Below are 25599 nucleotides of genomic sequence, written 5' to 3' on the forward strand. Positions count from 1 at the left end.
GAGTCCTTTAGCGACCGGCAAAGGTATCGCATTGATTCATATCGCCGGTGTCAAAACCGCGTTTAAACCAGGTATAACGCTGCTGCGACGTGCCGTGGGTAAAGCTGTCCGGCACCACCCTGCCCTGTCCGCGCTGCTGCAGGCGGTCGTCGCCTATCGCCGTGGCCGCGTTCAGCGCCTCCTGCAGATCGCCGGTCTCGAGGATCTGCTGTTTTTGCATGGCGTTGCCCCACACGCCGGCATAACAATCCGCCTGCAGCTCCATTTTTACCGAAAGCTGGTTGATCTGTTGCTGCGTGGCGCCCTGCTGCATTTGCCTGACCTTTTGCTCGGTGCCCAGCAGATGCTGGACATGATGCCCCACTTCATGGGCAATCACATATCCTTGGGCAAAATCGCCGCCGGCCCCGAGTTTATTTTTCATTTCATCATAAAACGACAGATCGATATAGACCGTGCTGTCGGCGGGACAATAAAAGGGCCCCATCACCGACTGGCCGGTGCCGCAACCGGTTTGCGTGGCGCCGCGGTACATGACGAGCTTAGGCGGCGCATAGGTGTTGCCGGTGCGCTGGAAAATCTCTTTCCAGGTATCTTCGGTGGTGGCCAGCATCACCGAGGTAAATTTGGCCGCCTCGTCGTCATTGGGACTGGCGCGCTGCGGTGACGACTGCTGCACGGACTGGCCGCCGCCGGTCAGCAAAGGCGTCAAATCGATGCCGTAATAACCGGCCACCACCACCACGATCAGCACCACCACGCCCGTCTTGCCGCGCAGCGGGATCCGCATGCCGCCACCGCCGCCGGAAGATGAATTACGCCTGTCTTCAACATTATCGCTTTCGCGACGTCCTTGCCAACGCATACGCTTACCTACGGCTGTTTAGTTATACCGTGGAGGATAGCACAAAATGCCGCTTTGGACGGCGCCCTCCGCCGGCGCGCGCGGGAAAAACGGCATGACGCGGCATGCCTGTCGCCTCGATCGGCGGGCCGCGGCGACGGCAGGGAAACGATTGCGTCGTTAGTCCAGCGTTACGCCGATACGGTGGGCAACTTCCTCGTAGGCTTCGATAAGCCCGCCCAGGCTCTGGCGAAAACGGTCTTTATCCATCTTATTGAGGGTGGCTTTGTCCCACAGGCGGCTGCCGTCCGGCGAAAATTCATCCCCCAGCACCACCTCGCCATTAAACAGGCCGAACTCAAGTTTGAAATCCACCAGGATCAGGCCGGCATCGTCAAATATTTTACTCAGCACGTCATTGGCCCGGTAGGTCAGTTCTTTCATGCGCGCCAGATGCGGTGCGCTGGCCCAGCCGAAGGTCTCGCAGTAGGACTCGTTGATCATCGGGTCGTGTTTGGCGTCGTTCTTCAAAAACATATCGAACAACGGCGGATTGAGCACCAGCCCTTCCTCTATCCCCAAGCGTTTCACCAGGGAGCCCGCCGCACGGTTGCGCACGACGCACTCGACCGGCACCATGGCGAGTTTTTTCACCAGCACTTCGGTATCCGAAAGCAGACGCACGATTTGCGTCGGGATCCCGGCCTCGGCGAGTTTGGTCATGATAAAATAGTTGAATTTATTGTTGACCATGCCTTTGCGCTCGAACTGCTCAATGCGCTGACCGTCTAACGCTGACGTATCGTTGCGGAATTCCAGAATCAGCAAATCCGGATCGGCGGTGGTATAGACCGTTTTCGCCTTTCCGCGATACAACTCAGCTAACTTTTGCATCTTTTTTACTCCAGTGGCAGATAACGCAGACTAAAAATAAAAAAGGGCGTAGGCCCTCTGTTTGCTAACAAACCGCTGCCCGCGGGTAGAAGTTCATCAAGCCGCCGTCTATACGTCCATGCCGGCTCGGGCGCGCCATCCCTGGCGCGCCACCTTTATTTACCTTTATACACCTTGCCCATCCTGGCGGTACAAACGCCTACGAAGGCTGGTCAGCAAATACAGCGGGGCGTTAGCCCCTGATATTACTTACTCGATGTCTTACTGAACGCCGCCTGGAACACCGCCACCAGCGCGTCATTTTTCGCCTGGGCGAGGGTATGGCCCTTCGGATCGGTAAACTGCAAGGTGCTGCGGTTGCCGAGATCGCCGACCTGCAGCTTGTAGTCGCCGTTAAGAAGATCCGGATCCTTGACGCCCAGGTCGTCCCAGGTGCCGCTGCCCGGCGCATCATAGGTCACGGAAATAGTGCCCAGCGGACGGCTGGTATCCTTGACCTTCATCCCGATTTTTTCAAGCGCCGCCGGCAGGTGTTGCCATACCACGGCATAAGGGGAACGCACCACCAGCAACGGCAGGCCGGAATCGTCGGCGCCGCTGATAACGCTCAGATCCGCCGTCTGGCCCGAGGCGATTTTACTTGCCTGGTCGCTGTCGAGCTGTTCAATCCCCTGCGCCACGCTGTTCAGCATGGCGACGGTATAGCGCTGTACGATAGCCGGGGCGCTGACCGGATTGCCCTGCTGCTCAAGCCCTAAGGATTTAACCATCAGCGAGGTTTGGTAGCCCTCGGTGCGCAGGCTGACCTGGTAACGGCCGCGGTATTGCACGTCCTCGTCGGCCCGCGTCCACTGCACCCAATCGGTATTGAGCGTCTGGCTGCCGTCCTGGCGGGAGGCGATGGTGTAACCTTTGCTTTGCACCACAGCGACCACCTTGGACCAGAGGTCGCGGGTTTGCGCGCTGTTTTCAAGCTGGATGACCGCGGTATCGCCCGTATATTGCGAGCGGGAACCATCAAGCAAAGCCAAAGGCTGCGCCGGAGGACGAATATCCAGTCCCTTGCCCACGTTCCCGCGGGCGTTCGCGACGGGCACTTCGTAATCCCCGGTCTGCACCGGCAGGATCATCCCTGATGGACTGTTGAGCGGGCGCAGCGCCGGCGCTTTCAGGTATTCTTCGTTGCCGTTGACCTGCCGTTTGTAACGTTGATCGCTGGAACAGGCCGCAAGCAGCATGAACAACGACGCGCCCACCACTTTTGCCACCATCGACTTTTGCAATAAATAAGCCATCAATTCTCCCTAACAGAGTTATAGCAAACCGGCATCCGTTAAAGCTTGCTCAACAACACGGCTATCATTCTCGGTCAGCGGCGTCATCGGCAAACGTAACGTATCGGTTGCCATTAATCCCAATGCTTTACAGGCCCATTTAACGGGAATTGGGTTGGATTCAATAAATAATTTCTGATGTAGCGGCATCAGGCGTTGGTTCAGGCGGCGCGCTTCGGCAAAATTGCCCTGCAGCGCCAGAGCGCAAAGCTCCGCCATTTCCCGCGCGGCGATATTGGCCGTGACGGAAATCACGCCTTTGCCGCCCAGTTGCATGAAGTCCAGACCCGTGGAATCGTCGCCGCTCAACAGGATAAAGTCCTCATCAACCAGCTCTTGGATCTGGCTGACGCGGTTTAAGTTCCCCGTCGCTTCCTTAACAGCCACGATATTCTTGATTTTCGATAAACGCCCGATGGTCGGCGGCAGCATATCGCACCCGGTACGCGCCGGCACATTATACAGGATTTGCGGCAGATCGGTGTGTTCGGCAATCGCCTTGAAGTGCTGGAACAACCCTTCCTGGGTCGGTTTATTGTAATAAGGCGTCACCGTCAGGCATCCGACCACGCCGCTATCGTTAAAGCGCTGCGTCAGGCTGACCGCCTCGGCGGTGGAATTGGCGCCGGTGCCGGCGATAACCGGAATGCGCCCGTCGCTTAACTCCAGGGTGCGCATCACCACTTCGCCGTGTTCGTCATGGCTCAGCGTCGCCGATTCCCCTGTCGTCCCGACGGAGACGATAGCCGACGTCCCGCTGGCCACATGATAATCGATTAATTTTTTTAGACTTACCCAATCGACGGCACCCTTGTCATCCATTGGTGTAACCAGCGCAACTATGCTGCCAATAAAGCTTCCCGTAAACATTGACCATCCCCTCCACAAACAGGTTATTCATGGTACTTTTGTCACCTATCCAAAAGCAAGCAAACATCGGCCATGTAAGCCCTTGGCAGCAGGTTTTTTTTAGGGTTACCATGTAAATCACATCAGCCATGACAGGAAGCACCATTTTGCCACAGTCACAACAACACTATCTGGTCATTACTGCGCTTGGCACCGACCGTCCCGGTATCGTCAATACCATTACCCGTCACGTCAGCAGCTGTGGATGCAATATTGAAGATAGCCGTCTTGCCATGCTGGGTGAAGAGTTTACGCTTATCATGCTGTTGTCGGGCAGTTGGAATGCGATTACCCTGATCGAATCCACCCTGCCGCTCAAGGGCGCCGAGCTGGACCTGCTGATTGTCATGAAACGCACCAACGCCGGCGAGCAGCAGGCGACGCCGAATACCGTCTGGGTCAAGGTCGATGTGCAGGACTCGCCGCATTTAATCGAGCGTTTTACCGATCTGTTCGACAGCCAGCACATGAATATCGCGGAGCTGGCCTCCAAGACCCAGCCGGCGCGGGGCGACGCGCCGCCGCGCCTGAATATCCAGATTACCGCGCACGGTCCCTCCGGCTGGCCGGTGGAACAGATCGAAGATAGGTTTCATCAGCTCTGTACAGAACTGAATGCGCAAGGCAGTATTAGCATTGTGAATCATCCACAGAATCAAGAGAAAGATGGAGTATGTTAATGATGCCACTGAAAGCCGGAGATACCGCACCGAAATTTAGTTTGCCCGATCAGGACGGCGAACAGGTCAGTCTGACCGACTTCCAGGGACAAAAAGTGTTGGTCTACTTTTATCCCAAAGCCATGACGCCCGGTTGTACCGTCCAGGCATGCGGACTGCGCGACAATATGGACCAGCTGAAAAAAGCGGGTGTGGAAGTGCTGGGCATCAGCACCGACAAACCGGAGAAACTCTCGCGCTTCGCCGAAAAAGAGCTGCTGAATTTCACCTTATTGTCCGATGCGGATCATCAGGTGGCCGAGGAATTCGGCGTCTGGGGCGAAAAATCGTTTATGGGCAAAACCTACGACGGCATCCATCGCATCAGTTTCCTGGTGGGACTGGACGGCAGGATTGAAAAAGTCTTCGACGACTTCAAGACCAGCAACCACCATGACATCGTGCTGGCTTATCTGCAGGAGGCGTAGCTCCGCCGGGTCCGCTGTGCCCGTACACCGGGCGCGCCAGCGGTGAGAACACTTTCCGGCCCTGGCTGTCCAAGTGATATCACCCAGGTTAAGGTTGGATAGTTTATGTACACATGGATGAAAAAAAGTCTTGTCGCCGGCCTGTTGACCGCCATGGTCGCGGGCGGGCAGCCCGTGCTGGCCGACGAATTGCAGGACCAGCTGCCGGATATGGGCACCACCGCCGGCAGCACGCTCAGCATCGACCAGGAAATGCAGATGGGGGATTTTTATGTCCGCCAGATGCGGGGCGGCGCGCCGCTGATTAACGATCCCCTCCTCAACGCCTACATCAATCATCTGGGCGGCGTGCTGGTGGCGCATGCCAATTCGGTGCGTACGCCATTCCATTTTTTCCTGATCCACAGCGATGAGCTGAACGCCTTCGCCTTTTTCGGCGGCAATGTGGTGATGCATTCCGCCCTGTTCTACTATACCGCCAATGAAAGCGAGCTGGCCTCGGTGCTGGCTCATGAACTTTCCCATGTCACCCAGCGCCATCTGGCGCGGGCGATGGAAGACCAGAAGCGCAACGCTCCCCTGACCTGGGCCGGCGCCCTGGGGTCGATATTACTGACCATGGCCAATCCGCAAATGGGCATGGCGGCCCTGAGCGGCACCATCGCCGGCACCCAGCAGGGCATGATCAGCTTCACCCAGGCGAACGAACAGGAAGCGGATCGTATCGGCATCCAGGTGCTGCAACGATCCGGGTTTGATCCCCAGGCCATGCCGGACTTTCTGCAAAAGCTCTCCGATCGGGTGCGCTACTCCACCGCGCCGCCTGAAATGCTGCTCACCCATCCCCTGCCGATGAGCCGCCTGTCGGACATCCGCAACCGGGCGAACCAGATGAAGCATCTGGTCATCGACTCGTCGCAGGATTTTTATCTGGCCAAGGCGCGTATCCTCGGCATGTACGGCTCGGGCGGCATCGTGCTGGACGACGATCTGATCGCCGCCTGGAAAAAAGGCAACGCGCGCCAGCAGCTTGCCGCCGAGTACGGCCAGGCCATCCTGTTCTACCAGGCGAAAAAATACGACGACGCCCGCAGGGCGCTGCAACCCCTGCTGGCCAAACAGCCGGCCAATATCTGGTTCGTGGATTTGATGACCGATATCGATCTGGCGCAACAGCAGGCTCCCCGGGCCATTACCCGCCTGGAGGCGCTGGTGAAGGTCCAGGACAACAACGCGAATCCGGTGCTGCTGCTTAACCTGGCGAACGCCTATGTGGAGGGGAAACGTTTTGCCGATGCCAGCCGTTTGCTTAACCGCTACACCTTTAATCATCCCGACGACACCAACGGCTGGGACCTGCTGGCGCAGGCCAACGCCGGCCAGGGACTGCGCGATCAGGAACTGGCGGCGCGCGCCGAAAGCCTGGCGCTGAACGGCGAGCTGGATCAGGCGGTACGGGCGTTAAGCAGCGCCAGCTCGCAGGTTAAGCTCGGCAGCCTGCAGCAGGCGCGCTATGACGCGCGCATCGACCAGCTGCGCCAGATGCAAAAACGCTTTAAACCCTTCCAGAAGTCATAAGCATTGCGCCGGGCCGGGCACGGTGCATTGCTTATCCGGCGCGCGGCCGTTACAGATTAAGGATATCTTTGACGAAGGGAATGGTCAGCTTGCGCTGTGCGCGAATGGAGGCGTGATCGAGCTGATCGAGCGTATGCGACAGCGTGCGCATATCCCGCTCCAGCCGTTTGAGCAAAAAACGGCTGACATCTTCCGGCAGCTCAAAACCGCGCAGCCGGGCCCGCAGCTGCAGCGCGGCCCCTTTTTCCTCATCGGAGAGGGCCTGCAGGCGGTAAATCTGCCCCCAGTCCAGGCGCGAGGCCAGATCGGGCAAATTCAGGTTCAGCTGGCGCGGCGGACAGTTGCCGCTGATGATAAGCCGGGTGCGGCCCGTTTCCTGGATGCGGTTGTACAGGTTGAAAATGGCCATTTCCCAGGGTTCGTCGCCGACGATGCATTCGATGTTGTCGATGGTGACCAGCGCCAGTTGCTCCATGCCGTCCATCACCTCCGGCACAAACCAGGTGCGCTTATCCAGCGGCACATACCCCACCGCCTCCCCCCGTTGGGAAAGTTCGGCGCAGGCGGCGTGCATCAGATGGCTGCGGCCTCCCCCCTTGCGTGACCAAAAGTAAAGGTAGCTGCCGTGTTCCTGCGCCAGCATGCTGTGCAGCGCCGCCAGCAACGACCTGTTTTCGCCCGGATAAAAGCTGGCGAAAGTTTCATCGTCGGGGAGATAAAGCGGTAAGGAAAGCTGTGCCGGCGTGTTCAGAAAGACCTCTATGCATACGGGCGGGAACCGATCTAGTTTATCATAGAATGGCCGCGGCGGCGTATTGCTTCACCGCCGGGCACCGGCCGCGGGTTATCCGTACACCCGTGGGCGCGAGGTTATTTTTCGGCGGATTCGGGAGCCGGGAGTTCGGTCGCCTCGATAATCACTTCTTCGCCGCGCACCAGGGTAATGACCCGGAACAGCAGGCTCAGGCCGATACCCACCACGGTGGCCAGCGCCATGCCTTTCAGTTCGGCGGCGCCCAGATGGATTTTGGCGCCGCTGACGCCGATGATAAGGATAACCGAGGTCAGGATCAGATTTTGCGGTTTATTATAATCCACCTTCGATTCGATCAGCACCCGGATGCCCGAGGCGGCAATCACCCCGTAGAGCAGCAGGGAAACGCCGCCCATTACCGGCACCGGCACCGCCTGGATGGCCGCCGCCAGCTTGCCGACGCAGGAAAGCAGGATGGCGAGGATAGCCGCGCCGCCGATAACCCAGGTACTGTAGACCTTGGTAATGGCCATCACGCCGATATTCTCGCCGTAGGTGGTATTGGGCGTCGATCCAAAAAATCCGGACAGCATGGTGGAAAAACCGTTGGCGAACAGCGAGCGATGCAGGCCGGGATCGCGCAACAGATCTTTTTTGACGATATTGGCCGTCACCACCAGGTGGCCGACGTGTTCGGCTATCACCACCAGCGCCGCCGGCAGGATGGTCAGGATGCCGATCCACTCAAAGCGCGGCGTATAAAAGGTCGGCAGCGCGAACCAATGGGCGGCGGCGACCGGGGATAAATCCACCACGCCCATCGCCCAGGCCAGCGCGTAGCCCACCAGCACCCCGATCAGGATCGGGATAATGGCCAGGAAGCCGCGAAACAGCACCGATCCCAGCACGGTAACACCCAGGGTCACCAGGGAAATAATAATGGTGGAACTCGCCACCGGCGCGCCTTCCGTCGGCAGCAGCCCCGCCATATTGGCCGCGACGCCGGCCAGTTCCAGGCCGATTACCGAGACGATGGCGCCCATGGCGGCCGGCGGAAACACCACGTCAATCCAGCCGATACCGGCGACCTTGACGATCAGCGCCACCACGCAAAACAGCGCGCCGCAGGCGATAAAGCCGCCCAGCGCCGCTTCATAGCCCAGCGGCAGCAACAACAGCACCGGCGATATAAAGGCAAAACTGGAACCCAGGTACGCCGGGATCTTGCCCTTGCAGATAAACAGGTACAGCAAGGTGCCGATACCGTTAAACAGCAGGACGGTGGCCGGATTGATTTTAAATAAAATCGGCACCAGCACCGTGGCGCCGAACATGGCGAACAGATGCTGAAAGCTGAGCGGGATGGTTTGCAGTAGCGGCGGGCGTTCATCAACACCGATGGCGCGACGGGTCATGTTGAGTTTCCTTAAAGTGAGAAGCAAAAAAAAGCCGGCCTGCCGGCCGGCTTGATTTTATTTGGTGCCAAAGAGTTTATCGCCCGCATCGCCGAGGCCCGGCATAATGTAGCCGTGCTCGTTAAGCCCCTTGTCGATGGCCGCGGTATACAGCTCGACATCGGGATGGGCTTTTTCCAGCGCCGCGATACCTTCGGGCGCCGCCACCAGGACCAATATCTTGATACTCTTGCAGCCGGCCTTCTTCAGTAGGTCGATGGTGGCGATCATCGAGCCGCCGGTGGCCAGCATCGGGTCGACCACCAGCGCCATGCGCTCGTCGATGCTCGAGGCCAGCTTCTGGAAATAAGGCACCGGCTCCAGGGTGGTTTCATCGCGATACATGCCGACCACGCTGATACGCGCGCTGGGCACGTTCTCCAGCACGCCGTCCATCATGCCCAGGCCCGCGCGCAGGATAGGCACCACGGTAATTTTCTTACCCTTGATTTGTTCAATTTCCACCGGACCGCACCATCCCTCGATGGTGACCTTTTCAGTTTCCAGATCGGCGGTTGCTACGTAGGTCAGTAAACTTCCCACTTCAGAGGCCAATTCACGAAAACGCTTGGTGCTGATATCATTTTCACGCATCAAACCTAATTTATGTTTCACAAGCGGGTGCTTTACCTCAACGATCTTCATCATTATTCTCCCCAAGTAGCATTAATTGCGCAAAAAAATCGCGAGATTATAACCCCTTTTATTTACTGCGCCATACGAAAATAGCTGATCCTGATCAACCGTTAAGCGAAATAAAGGCTGGACAACAAAAGCCGGGAGGGCGTTTGACATCACCACTCGCAAACGATTGCCCACGCTGTTAGAATTGCCTGCGCCAGAATACAAGCCAACATACCATCTCCGTGGGGATCTTGCAGTGACCGATAAAACCTCTCTCAGCTATAAAGACGCAGGCGTGGATATTGATGCCGGCAACGCCTTGGTAGACCGCATCAAAGGTGTGGTGAAACAGACAAAACGTCCGGAAGTCATGGGCGGGCTGGGTGGGTTCGGCGCGCTATGCGCCCTGCCGCAGAAATACCGCGAACCCATCCTGGTATCCGGCACCGACGGCGTCGGCACCAAGCTGCGTCTGGCGATGGATTTAAAACGTCACGATACCATCGGCATCGATCTGGTGGCGATGTGTGTCAACGATCTGGTGGTGCAGGGCGCCGAGCCGCTGTTCTTCCTGGACTATTTCGCCACCGGCAAACTGGATGTGGATACCGCGGCGGCGGTGATTACCGGCATTGCCGAAGGCTGTAAACAGTCCGGCTGCGCCCTGGTCGGCGGCGAAACGGCGGAAATGCCCGGCATGTATCATGGCGAGGATTATGACGTGGCGGGTTTTTGCGTCGGCGTGGTGGAAAAATCGGAAATCATCGACGGCAGCAAGGTACAGGCCGGTGATACTCTGCTGGCCCTGGCCTCAAGCGGCCCGCACTCCAACGGGTATTCCCTGGTGCGTAAGATCCTTGAGTTCAGCCAGACCGACCCGCTCACCACCCAACTGGACGGCAAGCCCCTGGCCGATCACCTGCTTGAGCCGACGCGCATTTATGTTAAGGCGCTGCTGGAGCTTATCGCGCAAACCGAGATCCACGCCATCGCCCACCTCACCGGCGGCGGTTTTTGGGAAAACATCCCCCGGGTATTGCCGGCGGACACGCAGGCGGTCATCGACGAGGGCAGTTGGCAATGGCCGGCGGTATTCGGCTGGCTGCAGCAGGCCGGCAACGTCAGCCGCCATGAAATGTACCGCACCTTTAACTGCGGCGTCGGCATGATTGTCGTGGTGCCTGCGCACAGCGCCGATCGGGCGCTGTCGTTGCTGACCGGCCTGGGCGAGACCGCCTGGAAGCTGGGCGAGATCCAGACGCTGGCCGGCGGCGAACGGGTTATTATCCGTTAATGAAAAAGCTGGTGGTGCTGATCTCGGGCGAGGGCAGCAATCTGCAGGCGGTGATCGATGCCTGCCGGCAGGAAAGAATGCCGGCGCGGGTCGCGGCGGTCTTCAGCAACCGGGCCGACGCGTTAGGACTCAGGCGCGCCGCCCGCGCCGATGTGCCCGCCCGCGCGCTGCTGCCCGGCGACTATCCCGACCGTGCGTCCTTCGACCGCGCCCTATGCGAGGCCATCGACCGCTATCAGCCGGACGCGGTGATCCTGGCCGGTTATATGCGCATCCTGTCGCCGGACTTTGTCAGCCATTACGCGGGACGGATGCTGAATATCCACCCTTCCCTGCTTCCCTTGTATCCGGGCCTGCATACCCATCGCCAGGCGTTGGCCAACGGCGATCGCGAACACGGCACCTCGGTGCATTTCGTGACGGAACAGCTGGACGGCGGCCCGGTCATCCTGCAGGCGAAAGTGCCGGTCTTCCCCGGGGACACCGAGGCCGACCTGATCGCCCGGATTAAAACCCAGGAGCATGACATCTACCCACTGGTGATAAGCTGGCTGCTGGACGGCCGGCTTGCGCTGCGGGAAGGCGCCGCCTGGCTGGACGGCGCGCCCCTGCCGCCGGCGGGATACGCGGCGGAATAAACGCCGCCGCGCCGCGCCATAACGCCGGCGGCAGCCACGGCGCCCGGCCGGTAAGGACGTTCACTGGGCGCCGACGCCCTTCGCCGGTAACATCGCCAGGCGAATTAGCGCAGGCGGCCGGTAATATATTCTTCGGTCTTACGCTGCGCGGGCGAGGTGAACAGCCGATCGGTGCCGGCGTATTCCACCAGCCTGCCCTGATGGATAAAGGCGGTATAATCCGATACCCGCGCGGCCTGCTGCATATTGTGGGTCACCAGCACCAGGGTGAAATGCGCTTTCAGCGAAATCATCAGTTCCTCGATGGTCAGCGTGGTGATGGGATCAAGCGCCGAGGTCGGTTCATCCAGCAGCAATACTTCCGGTTCAATGGCTATCGCCCTGGCGATGACCAGCCGCTGCTGCTGGCCGTTGGACAAGCGGAACGCATTCTCCTTCAGCCGATCTTTTACTTCATGCCATAGCGCCGCCGCGCGCAGCGCCTGCTCGGCCGCGTCGTCCAGCACCCGCCGGTCGCGAATGCCCAGCAGGCGCAGGCCGTATACCACGTTATCGTAGATGGATTTCGGAAAGGGATTGGGCCGCTGGAACACCATGCCCACCCGCCGCCGGAGCGCCACCACATCCTGCCGCGCGTCGTTGACATCCCGCCCCGCCAGGCGCACCGCGCCTTCGACGCGGCAATCATCGTTCAAATCGTTCATGCGGTTAAAACAGCGCAGCAAGGTCGATTTGCCGCAGCCGGAGGGACCGATCAGCGCTGTAATACGCTGGCGCGGGATGCGCAGGGTGATATCCTCAAGCACCGTGCGTCCGCCGTAGGAGACGCTAAGATGCTCGGTCTCCAGGACAGTCTGCTGCGGGGTAAAGCGCTGGACATCCGGCATCTGCGCAAAGAGATCGGGGGTTAGCAGGGACATAAATCACACTCCATTAAAGCGCCAGCGCGCGGTATTTTTCCCGCAGGCGGTGACGCAGGCCGATGGCCGCCAGGTTCAGCCCCACCACGATCACCACCAGCAACAGCGCCGTGGCGAAGACCAAAGGACCCGCCGCGTCGCTATCGGGACTTTGCAGCGCCATATCGTAAATCTGGAAGCCCAGATGCATAAATTTCCGCTCGGCGTGCAGATAGGGAAACACCCCGTCCAGCGGCAGCAGCGGCGCGGATTTAATGACCCCGACCAGCATCAACGGCGCGGTCTCGCCCGCCGCCCGCGCCACCGCCAGGATAAGCCCGGTGATCATCGCCGGGGCCGCGCCCGGCAGCACGACGCGCCACAGCGTTTCCGCCCGGGTGGCCCCCAGCGCCAGCGACCCATGGCGCAGCGACGGCGGAATGCGCGCCAGGCCTTCCTCGGTGGCGACGATCACCACCGGCAACGTCAGCAGGGCCAGCGTCAGCGCGGCCCACAGCAGCCCGGGGGTGCCGAAGGTCGGATTGGGCAACGCATCGGCATAAAACAGTTGGTCCAGCGTACCGCCAAGCACATAGACAAAAAAGCCCAGGCCGAACACGCCATACACAATAGAGGGCACCCCCGCCAGGTTGCCCACCGCAATACGGATTAGCCGGGTCAGCCAGCCGGACTTGGCATATTCATGCAGATACACCGCCGCCATCACCCCGAGCGGCATCACCATCACCGACATCAGCATCACCAGCAGCAGCGTGCCGACAATGGCCGGGAAAACCCCGGCCTGCGCCGGATAGTCATTGGCGTCGCGGGCGACAAAATGACCGATCTGCGTGGCCCAAAGCCTGACTTTTGCCATAAATCCCATTGCGTTGGGATACCAGGCGCGCTCGATTTCCCGCAGCGGTATCTCGCGGGTGGCGCCCCGGGCGTCACGCAGCAGCACCCGATCGCGGTCCATCTCTTTATTAATATCCGCCGCCTGGCGGGAGAGACTCTGCGCCTGGTGTTCGAGCTCACCCTGGCCGGCGCGGTACAGCGCCTGGTTGAGCGGCGTCCATAGCCCGTCTTTTTCCCATTGCTGCCGCCGGGCGGCTAACCGTTCGGCGCGCTGGCCAAGGTCGGCCTGCATCCTGGCGCGCAGTCCCGCGGCCAGCCGGCGCTGCGTGGCCATTGACGCCAGCCGCTGTTGCAGCGCCCGCGGCATATCGTCGGCGGTCAGGGGTTGCCCGTCCTCGGTCATGCCCTGCAGGAAACCATACTCCCTGCCATAGCCGCTGCGTTCCAGCACCACCAGATCCGGCGGGCGGGAGCGCGCCACCACCCGATCCGCCCGCACCCGATAAAAATCCCGGGCGGCTGAGGCGCCGCCGGTGCGGATAATATAAAATTTATCCCCCTCGCCGCCGGGCGGCGCGGCGCGTTTTTCGGCGTAGATTTCGCCGATCCACGTGTCCGGCTGGCCGGACGCCGTCTCCAATTGCAATTGATACACCGGCTGCGGCCAGAACAGGCGCATGCCCTGCAGGCTGAGCAACGCCACCAGCATCAGCATGGCCAGCAGGCTGACGCTGACCGAACCGGCCGTCAGCCAGACCCATGGGCGGCCGGATTGGAACCAGTGCTTCATCCCGTCTCCCCGTCCTGTTGGCGGTAATGGGCGCGCAGGCGCAGGCGCAGCGCTTCGGCCAGGGTGTTTATCAGGAACGTAAAGATAAACAGCACCAGGGCTGTCAGCAGCAATAACCGATAGTGCCCGCTGTTAAGCGACGCCTCGGGTATCTCGATGGCGATATTGGCCGCCAGCGCGCGCAGGCCCTGGAACACGTTGCCGTCCACGCGCGCCATGTTGCCGCTGGCCATCAGCACGATCATCGTCTCGCCGGTGGCGCGTCCGAGTCCCAGGATAAACGCCGAAAACAGGCCGGCGCCGGCGGACGGCAGGGTGACCCCCAGCAGCGTTTGCCAGGGGGTTGCGCCCAGCGCCAGCGATCCCTGGATCAACCGCGCCGGCACGTTGAACAGCGCGTCCTCCGCCAGAGAAAACATCACCGGCACCAGGGCGAAACCCATGGCGGTGCCGACCACCAGCGCGTTCAGCGGGTTAAAATCGTCTCCCAGCCAACCCGACAGGGGCTGGCCGAACAACGCCGCATCGATCCAGGGCGAAAGGCGGCACGCCAGCCAAACCACCAGCGCCACCACGGGCAGCAGCAGCAGACAGTCCCAGCCCGCGGAAAACCGGGCGCCGAGGCGGGCGGGCAACCGGCTGACCCCCCAGCCGGTCGCCAGTATCGCCAGCGGCAGCAAGAGCGGCAGCAGCAAAATGCCGCTCAGCACCCGGCTATAGTAGGGCGCCAGCCACAGAGCGGCGATCAGGCCGATAACGACGCTTGGCACCGCCCCCATGATTTCCATGGCCGGCTTGATCCACCGCCGCAGCGCCGGCGCCATAAACCAGGCGGTATACATTGCCGCCGCCAGCGCCAGCGGGGTGGCGAACAGCATGGCGTAACCGGCGGCCTTCAGGGTGCCGGCCAGCAGCGGCACCAGGCTGAATTTGCCGCCGTCCAGGCCGCCGGCGGCGGTGGATTGCCAAACCCAGGCCGGCGCGGGATAGTGGTGATAGGCTATTTTTTGCGTCAGCGTGCGCCAGCTGATATCGGGGAAGGCGGTATCGAGCCGCCAGATGCGCCAGCCGCCGGCATCCAGGGTGACGATCGCCTCATCCGCCCCGCCGCCGGGGCCGGGGCCGGACTCACCGATTATCGGACTGAATACCGCGCGCAGGGCGGGCGCCAAACGCGTCTGCAGCAGGGGGGCCTCCTGGCGGGCGCTGAACAGGGAGAACGTACCGTCCGGGGCCAGCACGCCGAACACCGCGCGCTGCGCCGACGCCAGGATCTGCGCGCCGGGCGGCAGCGGGGCGGCAAATTCCCGAATGCGCGCCAAATGATGTCCGTTATCGTCGCTGACATCGAACCACAGGGCGAGCCGCTGGCCGGCAGCGCGCACCAGCAGGGAGCCGTCCGCGGGCAGCAGGGTCACCTGCGCCGGGCCCGCGGGCGCCAGCGCCTGCCGCTGGCGCAGCTGGATTTGACCGTCATCGCTGAGCCGGTAGATGCTCAGCAGGTTTCCGGCCAGCAGATACAGCAGGCGGCCGTCCGGCGACAGCAGCACCTCATCGACGGTGCCGTCGTCCGGGGTCAGTTCGCTACGCGTCAAGCCGGCTGGCCCCAGGCGGGCGACCAGAATCCGGCCGGATGCCAGCTGCGCCGCCATGACCGCCTGCTTTTCCGCCGGCTGCGCCAGCGCCGCATGACGCAGCGGCTGGCCGTCGCCGCTTAACGGCAGCGGGTTTTCCCCGAACGGAAATACCCAGGAGAGCGCGGCGGCGCGGCCGTTCGGCTGCGCCAGACGGGCGTTGCCGCGGCGGTCAAGCAGCAGGTACAGCGGCTGGCCGCCGCTGGCGGCCGCCAGTCCGGCAAAATCCGCCATCAGGCCGGCCGCGGACGGCGCCGCGCCGCGCCGCGGCAGCAGATGTCCCTGCCCGCGCCCATCAATAACATAAGCGCTGGACAGGGAGGCGTCGATACCCATGGCCTGAATGGCGGCCACGCCAGCGCCGTCCGGCGGCGCGGCCGCCTGATCCCTTACCGCCTGACTCCAGGGGACGGCGCCAAGCGGCGTGACCGAGGGGGAACGAAACAGCGGCAATACCGCGTACAGCAGATAAAAAAACATGACCAACAGCGTTAACAGCACCAATGCCCCGCCGCCGCTGACGAGGCCGCGCGTCACGCGGTCGCTCCATCGACGGTAGGCGGCGGTTTTCGTATTGGATAGCCGTTTTATTGTCATATTCCTCTGTTATATAGAGTCAACCCTATGGTCGGTACTGATTAAGGAAGCCTATGTTGCCTGTAAGATATTAAGATGACAATCTTAAGAAGGTTGTTCTGATGGACTTTGCTCCCGTGGGGGCGATAATACTCTTAATACAGGATCCCCCCTTCCTGAACAAATTAACGGAGTGGCAATGGGTCAGGAAAAGCTTTACAGCGAAAAAGAACTGAGTTGGTTATCGTTTAATGAACGTGTTTTGCAGGAAGCCGCGGACAAATCCAATCCGCTCATTGAGCGTATGCGGTTTTTAGGCATTTATTCCAACAACCTGGACGAGTTTTATAAAGTCAGGTTCGCGGAATTAAAACGGCGCATCCTGATAAGCGAAGAACAAGGATCCAAGGTAACATCGCGCCATCTGCTCAATAAAATCCAGGCCAAGGTGCTCAATGCCGAGCAGGAGTTCGATAATCTCTATAACGATCTGCTGCTGGAAATGGCGCGCAACCAGATATTCCTGATTAACGAACGGCAATTATCCCCCAATCAGCAGGAGTGGCTGCGCGTATATTTCAAACAGCAGCTGCGCCAGCATATTACGCCGATCCTCATCCAGCATGACACGAATCTGGTGCAATTCCTGAAGGATGACTATACCTATCTGGCGGTGGAGATTATCCGCGGCCAGGAGACCAACTACGCCCTGCTGGAAATTCCGGCCGATAAAGTGCCGCGTTTTATCAATCTGCCCGCCGAGCCGCCACGCCGGCGCAAACCGATGATTTTGCTTGATAATATCCTGCGCTATTGCCTTGACGATATTTTTATCGGCTTTTTTGACTACGATACCCTGAACGCGTACTCCATGAAAATGACCCGTGACGCGGAGTATGACCTGGTCACGGAAATGGAGTCGAGCCTGCTGGAGCTGATGTCGTCAAGCCTTAAGCAGCGCCTGACCGCGGAGCCGGTACGGTTTGTCTACCAGCGCGATATGCCCAACAGCATGGTGGAAATGCTCAAGGATAAGCTGGGTATTTCATCCTATGACTCGGTCATCCCGGGCGGCCGTTACCATAATTTCAAGGATTTTATTACCTTCCCCAACGTCGGCAAGGCCAACCTGGTGAATAAACCGTTGCCGCGCCTGCGCCATACGTGGTTCGAACACTTCCGCAACGGATTCGACGCCATCCGGGAACGGGATATATTGCTGTATTACCCTTATCATACCTTCGAGCACGTCCTGGAGTTGTTGCGCCAGGCGTCCTTCGACCCCAACGTGCTGTCGATTAAAATCAATATTTACCGGGTGGCGAAAGATTCGCGCATTATCGACGCCATGATCCATGCCGCCCATAACGGCAAAAAAGTCACCGTGGTGGTGGAGTTGCAGGCGCGCTTTGATGAAGAAGCCAATATCCACTGGGCAAAACGGCTGACCGAGGCCGGCGTCCATGTGATTTTCTCCGCCCCGGGGCTTAAGATCCACGCCAAGCTGTTCCTGATATCGCGCATGGAAGGCGAGGAGATCATGCGCTATGCGCATATCGGCACCGGCAACTTCAATGAAAAAACCGCTCGCCTCTACACCGATTATTCTCTGATTACCGCCGACCCGCGCATTACCAACGAAGTGCGGCGGGTGTTTAATTTTATCGAAAATCCTTATCGTCCGGTCAGCTTCGATTATCTGATGGTATCGCCCCAGAATTCGCGCCATATGCTGTACCAGATGATCGATCAGGAAATCGCCAATGCCCAGGCCGGGCTTGCCTCGGGCATTACGCTTAAAATTAACAACCTGGTGGATCAGGGGCTTATCGACCGGCTGTACGCGGCCTCCGGCGTGGGGGTGCGCATCCGTATCCTGGTGCGCAGCATGTGCTCGCTGATCCCCAACCTGCCGGGCATCAGCGACAATATCCAGGTAACCAGCATCGTCGATCGGTACCTGGAGCACGATCGGGTCTATGTCTTTGAAAACGGCGGTGATAAAAAGGTATTCCTCTCCTCCGCCGACTGGATGACCCGCAATATCGATTACCGTATCGAAGTGGCGGTGGCGCTGCTGGACCCGCGCCTCAAGCAGCAGGTTCTGGATATTCTGGCATTACTGTTCAGCGATACGGTAAAAGCGCGCTATATTGATGCCGCCCTCAGTAATCGCTATGTCCCGCGCGGCAATCGTCGTAAGGTACGTGCGCAGATAGCCATCTATGATTATATTAAGCGACTTGAGCAATCCGGAGATCAGGCCTGACGTATGCCATTAAATAACTTAACCACGCCCAAACCCGAAGAATTCGCGGCCATCGATCTGGGATCGAACAGCTTCCATATGGTGGTCGCCCGGGTGGTCAACGGCGCGTTGCAAGTGCTGAGCCGGCTAAAGCAGCGGGTGCACCTGGCCGACGGGCTGGATGCCAATAATGTGTTAAGCGACGAGGCCATAGAGCGCGGGATAAACTGCCTGGCGCTGTTTGCCGAGCGCCTGCAGGGGTTTTCCCCGCTGCGGGTGACCATTGTCGGCACCCATGCCCTGCGCGAGGCGGTGAATGCCGAAAAGTTTCTCACCCTGGCGGCGCAGGTGATCCCTTACCCGATTGAAATTATTTCCGGCCATGAGGAAGCGCGGCTGATTTTTATGGGCGTGGAGCATACCCAATCCGAAAAAGGCCGCAAGCTGGTGATTGATATCGGCGGCGGCTCGACTGAGCTGGTGATTGGCGAAAATTTCGAGCCTATCCTGGTGGAAAGCCGCAGGATGGGGTGCGTGAGTTTCGGCAATTTGTTTTTCCCCGGCGGCGTCATCAGCCCCGCGCATTTCCGACGGGCCCGCCTCGCGGCGGCGCAAAAAGTGGAAACCCTGGCCTGGCAATACCGCATTCTCGGCTGGCAGGTGGCCCTGGGCGCGTCCGGCACCATCAAGGCGGCCTGTGAAGTGCTGCTGGCGCTGGGCGAAAAGGACGGTGCCATTACGCCTGAGCGTTTGCAACTGCTGCATGACAAAATCATGAAGTTTAAAAATTTCAGCGCCCTGAACCTGCCGGGACTGTCCGAGGAGCGAAAGAGCGTGTTCGTGCCCGGCCTGGCGATTCTGTGCGGCGTGGTGGATGCCCTGGCCATCAGTGAATTACAGCTTTCCGACTGCGCCCTGCGCGAAGGGGTGCTGTATGAGATGGAAGGCCGCTTCCGGCATCAGGATATTCGCTCGCGCACCGCCAGAAGCCTGGCGGAACACTACAATATCGACAGCGATCAGGCCAAACGCGTCTGCGACACCACCGACCATCTGTATCAGCAATGGTGCCGGCAGAACGAGGATTTGCAAAACCCGCAGCTGGAAGCGCTGTTGATCTGGGCCGCGCAGTTGCATGAAGTGGGCCTGGGTATTAACCATAGCGGTTTGCAGCGTCATTCGGCCTATATATTGCAGCAGACCAATATGCCGGGATTTAACCAGGAACAGCAGCTGTTGCTGGCGACATTGGTGCGTTTTCACCGCAAGGGCATCAAGCTCGACGACATGCCGCGCCTGACGCTGTTCAAGAAAAAGCATTTTCTGCCCTGCCTGCAGTTACTGCGGCTGGCCGTATTGCTGAATAACCAGCGCCAGGCCACCTCGCCGACGCAGCTGCGGCTGCTGACCCACGAGCATCATTGGACGCTGGTGTTCCCGGCCGGTTTTTTCGCCCAGAACAATCTGGTGCAGCTGGATCTGGAACGGGAGCAAGCATACTGGGCGGAAGTTCCCGGCTGGCGCCTTGATATCACCGAGGAAGCCGAGGCGGTGAGTTAACCGCGGCGCGCAGAGGCTCCCGGCGTAGGGGGCCATGGCGCGCTATGGCTTACGCCCCCAGGCCATTGTTACCGCCCCAGGCTCATGTGCGGCTTGTGTGCGGTTTGACATGGATGTATAACATTCCTATGACTGAAAAGCGTCCGGAGATCATACAATCGCTTCCCCAATGCGGTTATAATGACAACCGATGCCGTTATCCCATAACCTTGAAAGGACCCCTTTAGTGAAGTTGGCCTATCCTATGCGCAGACGACGAACCTCGGTGCGAATGACTCGCTGGATCCTGTTTATCAGCTTTATTTTTTTATTCGCCCGTCTGATCTTCGCCACACTTGGCGCCTGGGACCATCACCAGGATACCCTGTCGGAACCGGCCGGCCAGATCATCAATGTCGACAATAGCCACGACGATTAATCCCGCCCCCGCCGCCGTCCGCGTGTAGCCGGCTGTAAGCTGTTCCGGCACAGGCCCGCGCAATCCGCTGCGCCGCGACCGTTTTCCCCGTCGCTTTTATCGCGTCCGATCCTTCCCGCGCCCCGCTGTGCTATCTATACTGCTTGCGACGGTAACCGATTTATCCGCCCGCAGCCCATAGTCAAACACGGGGAACGCACGCTATGCCCGCCATCAAACAACACTCCCTGGAACTGACCGGCCTGCGCCGTCAGGTACTGGGTTTACTGCTGTCCAACCGGGCGCTGGTCGACAGCATCCTGGGAAGGCCGGCGCGCGATACCTCGGTCGCTCCCCAGCTCATTTCCGACCAGACCGGCCGGCTGGTGGCGATTCAACGGCACCTGCACGCGGCGGATCTGGCGGATTTGCTGGAAAGCCTGCCCCATGATGAGCGGCTGGCGCTCTGGCGGCTGGTGGGCAACGATAAGCGCGGCAAAACGCTGGTGGAAGCCTCCGAAAGCGTCTGGGAAAGCCTGATCGCCGGAATGAGCAACCGCGATATCCTCAATGCCATCAGGCCGCTGGATGTCGACGAGCAGGCCTACCTGGCCCGCTATCTGCCGCGGGATCTGGTCGGCCGCATGCTGACGTCCCTGGAACCGCACCAGCGCGCCCAGGTACGGGCAATGATGAATTTTGACCGGGATAGCGTTGGCCATCATATGGATTTCGAACTGGCGGCGATTCGTCCCGACGTAACGCTCGCCACGGTGCAACGCTACCTGCGCTTACGCAAAACGCTGCCGGCCAATACCGATAAACTCTTTGTCGTCGATCGCCACAATCTGCTGGTGGGGGAACTGGCGCTGTCCACGCTGCTGCTTAAGCCGCTGCAGAAAAAGGTCCTTGAGGTCATGGATCCCAATCCCACTACCTTTCATCCGGAAGATCGGGCGGAGGACGCGGCCGGCGCGTTTGAACGTTACGATTTGATTACCGCGCCGGTAGTCGATGTCAAAGGCAAGCTGATGGGCAGGCTGAGCATCGAACATATGGTCGATCTGTTTTTTGAGGAAAACGACAGCAACCTGCGTAACCTGGGCGGTTTAAGCCCCGCCGAGGATATTTTCGCCCCGGTGAGCAAAACGGTGCGCACCCGCTGGGCGTGGCTGGCGGTCAACCTGTGCACCGCGTTTATCGCCTCCAGGGTGATCGGACTGTTTGAAGGCACGATATCGCAACTGGTGTCGCTGGCGGCCCTGATGCCCATCGTCGCCGGCATCGGCGGCAATACCGGTAATCAAACCATCACCATGATTGTCCGCGCGCTGGCGCTGCATCAGTTGGAAAAAGGCAACGCGGTGTTTTTACTGCTGCGGGAATTGGGCGTGGCGTTGATCAACGGCCTGGTCTGGGGCGGCATTATGGGCATCGTCACCTGGCTGCTCTATCGCGACGCGGGCCTTGGCGGCGTCATGATGCTGGCCATGCTGCTTAACCTGGTGCTGGCGTCATTGATGGGGGTGCTGATTCCGCTCACCATGGTACGCTTCGGCCAGGATCCGGCGGTGGGATCAAGCGTGATGATTACCGCCGTGACCGACACCGGCGGTTTTTTTATTTTTCTCGGGCTGGCGACGCTGTTTTTAATGCATTAATACGCCCTTTTTCTGACCTCGGTGCGGTGCAAGGCGCAGACCACCAGACCTATTATGTCCTTTGCTTATGTATAAACGGCCAAAACACACTTTTATGCGGTTTCTGGACTATTCTAACTATACGAAAGCCTAGGATTCTATTATGCATGCCAACGACGCAGCTTCCGCTTATAAGGTTAAAAAAACAGGGATATTTATTGCGGCGGTAGCGTTGCTGGTTTTCATCTTGTCCATGGCTTGCCTGCGCCTCAATCATTACGCCGAACCCTTGTCCCCCTTATGGCTTGTCACCGCCGTTATGCTGTCGGTGCTGTTTTCCTGCCCGTGGCGCCGCTGGCCGGCGATGATACTGTGCTGCGCACTGGCGGTCATTGCCGCCCATAGGCTGATGGCGGAGGATATGCCGGCCGCATTGCCCCTGATCGGCATTTCCTTTGCCGAGGCCGCCTGCGGCGCCTGGCTGCTGAAATGGACGTTAGATCCCCTCGATCCGCTGGACGGCATCGTGCCCTGGATGACGTTTTTCCTGATTGCGGTGCTCCTGATCCCCTTTCTCGGCGCGCTGGCCGCGGGTTTCCTTGCCGCGCCCGCCCATATCGGTTTCATGGCGTTCGCGCCGCAGTGGTTTACCGCCGAGGCCATCGGCATCCTGGCGCTGACGCCGGTGGGCATGCTCTGCCGGCACCAGACGCTGCCGCTGATGCTAAAACAGCGGTCCTGGCTGGAACTGCTGCTGATGATCCTGCTGACGCTGGTCATCAGCTATTTTGCCCTGCGGTTTTTACCCTTCCCCTTTACCATTATTATTCTGCCGCTGCTGATGGGCGCCATACGCTTGCCGCGTTTTGAGGCCTTCGGCCTGTTTTTAGTCATCACCCTGGCATTATTCATTACGCTGGGTTCCGGGTTTATCAAGGTGGGTTTACCCACCAGCAATCACCTCGCCATTTTATTGCATATACCGCTGTTGATGATCCTGATCCCCGCCAATGCGATGGCCATGGTCATGTACGCCTTTCGCCTGGAACGCGGCCATATCATGCAAAGCGAGACCCGTTTTCGCAACGCCATGGAGTATTCCGCCATCGGCATGGCCTTGGTCTCGCTGGAAGGCACCTGGATGCAGGTGAATAAAGCGCTGTGCCGGTTCCTCGGCTATGAGGCCGCCGAACTGAAGAAGCTCAGTTTCCAGGAGATCACCTATCCGGCCGATCTCAGTTCCGATCTTATCCAACTCAACGATCTGGTTAACGGCCATATTGATAGCTATACGCTGGAAAAACGCTATATCCGCGGCGATGGGGAAATTGTCTGGGCGCTGCTGGCGGTATCCGTGGTGCGCGACCAGAAGAGCAAGCCGCTCTATTTTATTTCCCAAATAGAAGATATCAGCGAAATCAAACACAACAATATTATCAACCAGCGCCTGATGGAGCGCATTACCCTGGCCAACGAGGCGGGCGGCGTCGGTATCTGGGAGTGGGATGTCGAGGCGAAAATCATGAGCTGGGATAAGCGCATGATGGAAATTTACGCCATGCAATCCGGCGAAACCGTCAGCTATGACTATTGGCTGGCGCGCATTATCGATGAAGACCGGCCTTTGGCCCTGCAAACCCTGAACGAATCCCTGGAGGAAAATAAGCCGTTCCTGCTGGCATTCCGCATTCGCCATCCCGGCGGGGAAATCCGCCATATCCGCGCCTACGCCAATATGCTGATGGATGAGAACGACCGGGTGGTGCGCATGCTGGGCGTCAATCTGGATATGACCAGCGAGGTCCGCCTCCGGGAGGCCCTGCACGAGGAAAAGGAACGGCTGCATATTACCCTCGATTCCATCGGCGACGCGGTGATTTCCGTAGACCAGGGGATGCGCGTCAATTTCATGAACCCGGTGGCGGAAAAGATGACCGGCTGGCGCCAGGAGAAAGCCCATGGCCGGCATATCGACAGCATTATGCATATCAGCCTCGGCGTCGATGGCCCGCGGGTGGGCATGTCGATGGACGATGTCAATGCCGGGCCCCACGAGGGGTTGACCCTGCGCCAGGATCTGGTGCTCAACAACCGCAAAGGCACGCTGTTCGATATTCATTACAGCGCCACGCCGCTCAAGAACCTGAAGGGGGAAATCCTGGGCGCGGTGCTGGTTATCAAGGATGTCAGCGAGTCGCGCCAGTTGCTGTTGCAGCTCAGTTACAATGCGTCCCATGATGTCTTGACCGGCCTGCCGAACCGGGCCAGTTTCAAACAGCATCTTGATGCCGCGCTCCTGACGGCAACGCGCGAAAAACGCCGTCACGCCCTGGTCTTTATCGATCTGGACCGGTTCAAGCAGATTAACGACACGGCCGGACACGCGGCGGGCGACGCCTTGCTGCTGGAGCTCGGCCTGCTGATGCAGGACAATATCCGGCAGTATGATTGCCTGGCGCGACTCGGCGGCGACGAGTTCGGCCTGCTCCTCACCGATTGTCCCTTACCCGAGGCGCAGGGTCTGGCCCAGCGCGTCATCGATGCGGTTAACGCCTACCGCTTTTATTGGCAGGAGCAATTATTCCGTATCGGCGGCAGCGCCGGCGTCACGCTGATATCGGCGGATAATTGCGATGCCAAGGAAGTCATGGCCCAGGCCGACAGCGCCTGCTATGCGGCAAAACATAGCGGCCGCGGCCAGGTATTGTTATACGAGGCGCGGCAGGATCCCGCCGGCCCCGCGTCGGTAACACAGGATATCCTGAGCCGCGAGCGGCTGCTTGATATGATGGATAACGAGAGTCTCCACGTGCAGATCGAGGCGGTCGCGCCGCCCGATGCCAGACTTGAGGTGGGTTTCTACCTGATAAGTTTCGTCATCCAGGGCCGGGACGCATTACTGGTCAGCCAGGAAGACTTTATGCGCGCGGCGCGGGCGCGTCATTTATCGCTGGCGGTGGATCGCTGGCTGCTAGGTCAGATCTTCACCGTCCATGGCGCCGCCATCGCCGCCCAGGGGATTTGCCTGGTACTCCCCCTGTCCATGGCAGGGCTGGCCGACGCAGACATGATGGATGAGCTGCTGTCTCTCGGCGAGCGCCATCCTTTACTGAACGCGCGCCGGCTGATTATCAGTCTCGACGGCGGGGATTTCATGGCCGCTTATCCCGCCGCCGGGCTGGCCGCGGACCGATTGCGCCAGTACGGCTACCCCATCATGCTTAATCAGTTCGGCGCCGATTTAGGCGCGTTTAACAAGCTGAAAGCGGGGCATATCGATTACATCAGGCTGCCTGACCCGTTTATCGCCAATGTTCATTGCAGCCAGATGGACGATATTATGGTCAGGGTGATCCACGGCCATATCCATCGCCTGCGGGCGCGCTCCCTGGCCGGTCCCGCCAACCAGCCCGCCACGCTCGCCGCCCTTGCCGCCATCGGCGTCGATTTCGCCGCCGGCGAAACCGTAGGCCAGAGCCTGCCGCTGTCCACCCTATTGAATAAAGGCTATTTCACTGTTCAATAAT

General features: G+C 59.6%; 19 protein-coding genes and 1 pseudogene. 10 read left to right on the plus strand and 10 right to left on the minus strand.

Annotated elements, in window-relative coordinates:
• Window positions 1-7: 7 nt before the first annotated feature.
• The 4 genes from ACL2XQ_RS18935 to dapA all read right to left on the minus strand — a co-directional run bounded on the left by ACL2XQ_RS18935 (window position 8) and on the right by dapA (window position 3942).
• Window positions 8-865 (minus strand): neutral zinc metallopeptidase, encoded by an 858-nt coding sequence (locus tag ACL2XQ_RS18935; RefSeq protein ID WP_410014091.1) that lies wholly within the window; start codon window positions 863-865, stop codon window positions 8-10.
• Window positions 866-1024: 159 nt separating this feature from the next.
• On the minus strand, window positions 1025-1738 hold the full coding sequence (gene purC / locus ACL2XQ_RS18940; protein ID WP_413739556.1) for a phosphoribosylaminoimidazolesuccinocarboxamide synthase: 714 nt from the start codon (window positions 1736-1738) through the stop codon (window positions 1025-1027).
• Between the two features lie 245 nt (window positions 1739-1983).
• A complete protein-coding gene (gene bamC / locus ACL2XQ_RS18945; RefSeq protein WP_413729680.1) occupies window positions 1984-3033 on the minus strand; it encodes an outer membrane protein assembly factor BamC in 1050 nt (349 codons plus the stop codon).
• A gap of 18 nt (window positions 3034-3051) precedes the next feature.
• Window positions 3052-3942, minus strand: a complete 891-nt coding sequence (gene dapA, locus ACL2XQ_RS18950; protein WP_410014088.1) for a 4-hydroxy-tetrahydrodipicolinate synthase — start codon at window positions 3940-3942, stop codon at window positions 3052-3054.
• A gap of 128 nt (window positions 3943-4070) precedes the next feature.
• Between dapA and ACL2XQ_RS18955 the strand changes: the two genes are divergently transcribed.
• The 3 genes from ACL2XQ_RS18955 to ACL2XQ_RS18965 all read left to right on the plus strand — a co-directional run bounded on the left by ACL2XQ_RS18955 (window position 4071) and on the right by ACL2XQ_RS18965 (window position 6706).
• Entirely contained in the window at window positions 4071-4661 is a 591-nt protein-coding gene (locus ACL2XQ_RS18955) for a glycine cleavage system transcriptional repressor (RefSeq protein ID WP_413723395.1), read from the plus strand.
• On the plus strand, window positions 4661-5128 hold the full coding sequence (bcp, locus tag ACL2XQ_RS18960; RefSeq protein WP_410014086.1) for a thioredoxin-dependent thiol peroxidase: 468 nt from the start codon (window positions 4661-4663) through the stop codon (window positions 5126-5128). Before ACL2XQ_RS18955 ends, bcp begins: the two co-directional genes overlap by 1 nt.
• Before the next feature lie 105 nt (window positions 5129-5233).
• A complete protein-coding gene (locus ACL2XQ_RS18965; RefSeq protein ID WP_410014085.1) occupies window positions 5234-6706 on the plus strand; it encodes a M48 family metalloprotease in 1473 nt (490 codons plus the stop codon).
• Window positions 6707-6755: 49 nt separating this feature from the next.
• On the opposite strand, the gene hda is transcribed toward ACL2XQ_RS18965, so the two are convergent.
• The 3 genes from hda to upp all read right to left on the minus strand — a co-directional run bounded on the left by hda (window position 6756) and on the right by upp (window position 9559).
• A complete protein-coding gene (gene hda, locus ACL2XQ_RS18970) occupies window positions 6756-7469 on the minus strand; it encodes a DnaA inactivator Hda (RefSeq protein ID WP_410016754.1) in 714 nt (237 codons plus the stop codon).
• Window positions 7470-7576: 107 nt separating this feature from the next.
• Window positions 7577-8875, minus strand: a complete 1299-nt coding sequence (uraA, locus tag ACL2XQ_RS18975) for a uracil permease (protein WP_410014084.1) — start codon at window positions 8873-8875, stop codon at window positions 7577-7579.
• Window positions 8876-8932: 57 nt separating this feature from the next.
• Entirely contained in the window at window positions 8933-9559 is a 627-nt protein-coding gene (gene upp, locus ACL2XQ_RS18980) for a uracil phosphoribosyltransferase (RefSeq protein WP_162368174.1), read from the minus strand.
• Window positions 9560-9794: 235 nt separating this feature from the next.
• On the opposite strand from upp, the gene purM reads away from it, so the two are divergent.
• Together purM and purN are read left to right on the plus strand one after the other, a co-directional pair.
• Window positions 9795-10832 (plus strand): phosphoribosylformylglycinamidine cyclo-ligase, encoded by a 1038-nt coding sequence (purM, locus tag ACL2XQ_RS18985; protein WP_410014083.1) that lies wholly within the window; start codon window positions 9795-9797, stop codon window positions 10830-10832.
• Window positions 10832-11470: a phosphoribosylglycinamide formyltransferase gene (gene purN / locus ACL2XQ_RS18990; protein WP_413723396.1), complete on the plus strand. Its 639-nt coding sequence runs from the start codon at window positions 10832-10834 to the stop codon at window positions 11468-11470. The genes purM and purN overlap by 1 nt, the downstream gene beginning before the upstream one ends.
• A 104-nt stretch (window positions 11471-11574) precedes the next feature.
• Here purN and pstB read toward each other — a convergent pair whose 3' ends face one another.
• Genes pstB through ACL2XQ_RS19005 form a run of 3 tightly spaced genes read right to left on the minus strand, consistent with a single transcriptional unit; the run spans window position 11575 to window position 16248 of the window.
• Window positions 11575-12390, minus strand: coding sequence for a phosphate ABC transporter ATP-binding protein PstB (gene pstB, locus ACL2XQ_RS18995; protein WP_410014081.1), 816 nt, complete (start codon window positions 12388-12390; stop codon window positions 11575-11577).
• Between the two features lie 13 nt (window positions 12391-12403).
• Entirely contained in the window at window positions 12404-14017 is a 1614-nt protein-coding gene (gene pstA, locus ACL2XQ_RS19000; protein ID WP_413723397.1) for a phosphate ABC transporter permease PstA, read from the minus strand.
• The gene (locus ACL2XQ_RS19005) at window positions 14014-16248 is read right to left on the minus strand and encodes a phosphate ABC transporter permease (RefSeq protein ID WP_413723398.1); all 2235 of its coding nucleotides are present in this window, start codon (window positions 16246-16248) and stop codon (window positions 14014-14016) included. The genes pstA and ACL2XQ_RS19005 overlap by 4 nt, the downstream gene beginning before the upstream one ends.
• 178 nt (window positions 16249-16426) lie before the next feature.
• Between ACL2XQ_RS19005 and ppk1 the strand changes: the two genes are divergently transcribed.
• The 5 genes and pseudogenes from ppk1 (at window position 16427) to ACL2XQ_RS19030 (ending at window position 25598) form a co-directional block, all read left to right on the plus strand.
• Window positions 16427-18496 (plus strand): polyphosphate kinase 1, encoded by a 2070-nt coding sequence (gene ppk1, locus ACL2XQ_RS19010; protein WP_410014078.1) that lies wholly within the window; start codon window positions 16427-16429, stop codon window positions 18494-18496.
• A 3-nt stretch (window positions 18497-18499) separates the two neighbouring features.
• The gene (ppx, locus tag ACL2XQ_RS19015; RefSeq protein WP_410014077.1) at window positions 18500-20035 is read left to right on the plus strand and encodes an exopolyphosphatase; all 1536 of its coding nucleotides are present in this window, start codon (window positions 18500-18502) and stop codon (window positions 20033-20035) included.
• Between the two features lie 271 nt (window positions 20036-20306).
• On the plus strand, window positions 20307-20453 hold the full coding sequence (locus ACL2XQ_RS19020; protein WP_410014076.1) for a YfgG family protein: 147 nt from the start codon (window positions 20307-20309) through the stop codon (window positions 20451-20453).
• A 380-nt stretch (window positions 20454-20833) separates the two neighbouring features.
• Window positions 20834-22093 (plus strand): annotated as a pseudogene (locus ACL2XQ_RS19025) (magnesium transporter); the annotation flags it as partial.
• Window positions 22094-22235: 142 nt separating this feature from the next.
• Window positions 22236-25598, plus strand: a complete 3363-nt coding sequence (locus ACL2XQ_RS19030; protein WP_413723399.1) for a diguanylate cyclase — start codon at window positions 22236-22238, stop codon at window positions 25596-25598.
• Window position 25599 lies beyond the last annotated feature (1 nt).

Origin of the sequence: Sodalis sp. RH14, assembly GCF_047324285.1 — a bacterium.
GTDB lineage: Bacteria > Pseudomonadota > Gammaproteobacteria > Enterobacterales > Enterobacteriaceae > Acerihabitans.

Excerpts from the sequence above, each read along its gene's own strand:
- ACL2XQ_RS18935 (WP_410014091.1), bottom strand. The coding sequence starts at position 865 with ATGCGTTGGCAAGGACGTCGCGAAAGCGATAATGTTGAAGACAGGCGT.
- purC (WP_413739556.1), bottom strand. The coding sequence starts at position 1,738 with ATGCAAAAGTTAGCTGAGTTGTATCGCGGAAAGGCGAAAACGGTCTAT.
- bamC (WP_413729680.1), bottom strand. The coding sequence starts at position 3,033 with ATGGCTTATTTATTGCAAAAGTCGATGGTGGCAAAAGTGGTGGGCGCG.
- dapA (WP_410014088.1), bottom strand. The coding sequence starts at position 3,942 with ATGTTTACGGGAAGCTTTATTGGCAGCATAGTTGCGCTGGTTACACCA.
- ACL2XQ_RS18955 (WP_413723395.1), top strand. The coding sequence starts at position 4,071 with ATGACAGGAAGCACCATTTTGCCACAGTCACAACAACACTATCTGGTC.
- bcp (WP_410014086.1), top strand. The coding sequence starts at position 4,661 with ATGATGCCACTGAAAGCCGGAGATACCGCACCGAAATTTAGTTTGCCC.
- ACL2XQ_RS18965 (WP_410014085.1), top strand. The coding sequence starts at position 5,234 with ATGTACACATGGATGAAAAAAAGTCTTGTCGCCGGCCTGTTGACCGCC.
- uraA (WP_410014084.1), bottom strand. The coding sequence starts at position 8,875 with ATGACCCGTCGCGCCATCGGTGTTGATGAACGCCCGCCGCTACTGCAA.
- upp (WP_162368174.1), bottom strand. The coding sequence starts at position 9,559 with ATGAAGATCGTTGAGGTAAAGCACCCGCTTGTGAAACATAAATTAGGT.
- purN (WP_413723396.1), top strand. The coding sequence starts at position 10,832 with ATGAAAAAGCTGGTGGTGCTGATCTCGGGCGAGGGCAGCAATCTGCAG.
- pstB (WP_410014081.1), bottom strand. The coding sequence starts at position 12,390 with ATGTCCCTGCTAACCCCCGATCTCTTTGCGCAGATGCCGGATGTCCAG.
- pstA (WP_413723397.1), bottom strand. The coding sequence starts at position 14,017 with ATGAAGCACTGGTTCCAATCCGGCCGCCCATGGGTCTGGCTGACGGCC.
- ACL2XQ_RS19005 (WP_413723398.1), bottom strand. The coding sequence starts at position 16,248 with ATGACAATAAAACGGCTATCCAATACGAAAACCGCCGCCTACCGTCGA.
- ppk1 (WP_410014078.1), top strand. The coding sequence starts at position 16,427 with ATGGGTCAGGAAAAGCTTTACAGCGAAAAAGAACTGAGTTGGTTATCG.
- ppx (WP_410014077.1), top strand. The coding sequence starts at position 18,500 with ATGCCATTAAATAACTTAACCACGCCCAAACCCGAAGAATTCGCGGCC.
- ACL2XQ_RS19020 (WP_410014076.1), top strand. The coding sequence starts at position 20,307 with ATGACTCGCTGGATCCTGTTTATCAGCTTTATTTTTTTATTCGCCCGT.
- ACL2XQ_RS19030 (WP_413723399.1), top strand. The coding sequence starts at position 22,236 with ATGCATGCCAACGACGCAGCTTCCGCTTATAAGGTTAAAAAAACAGGG.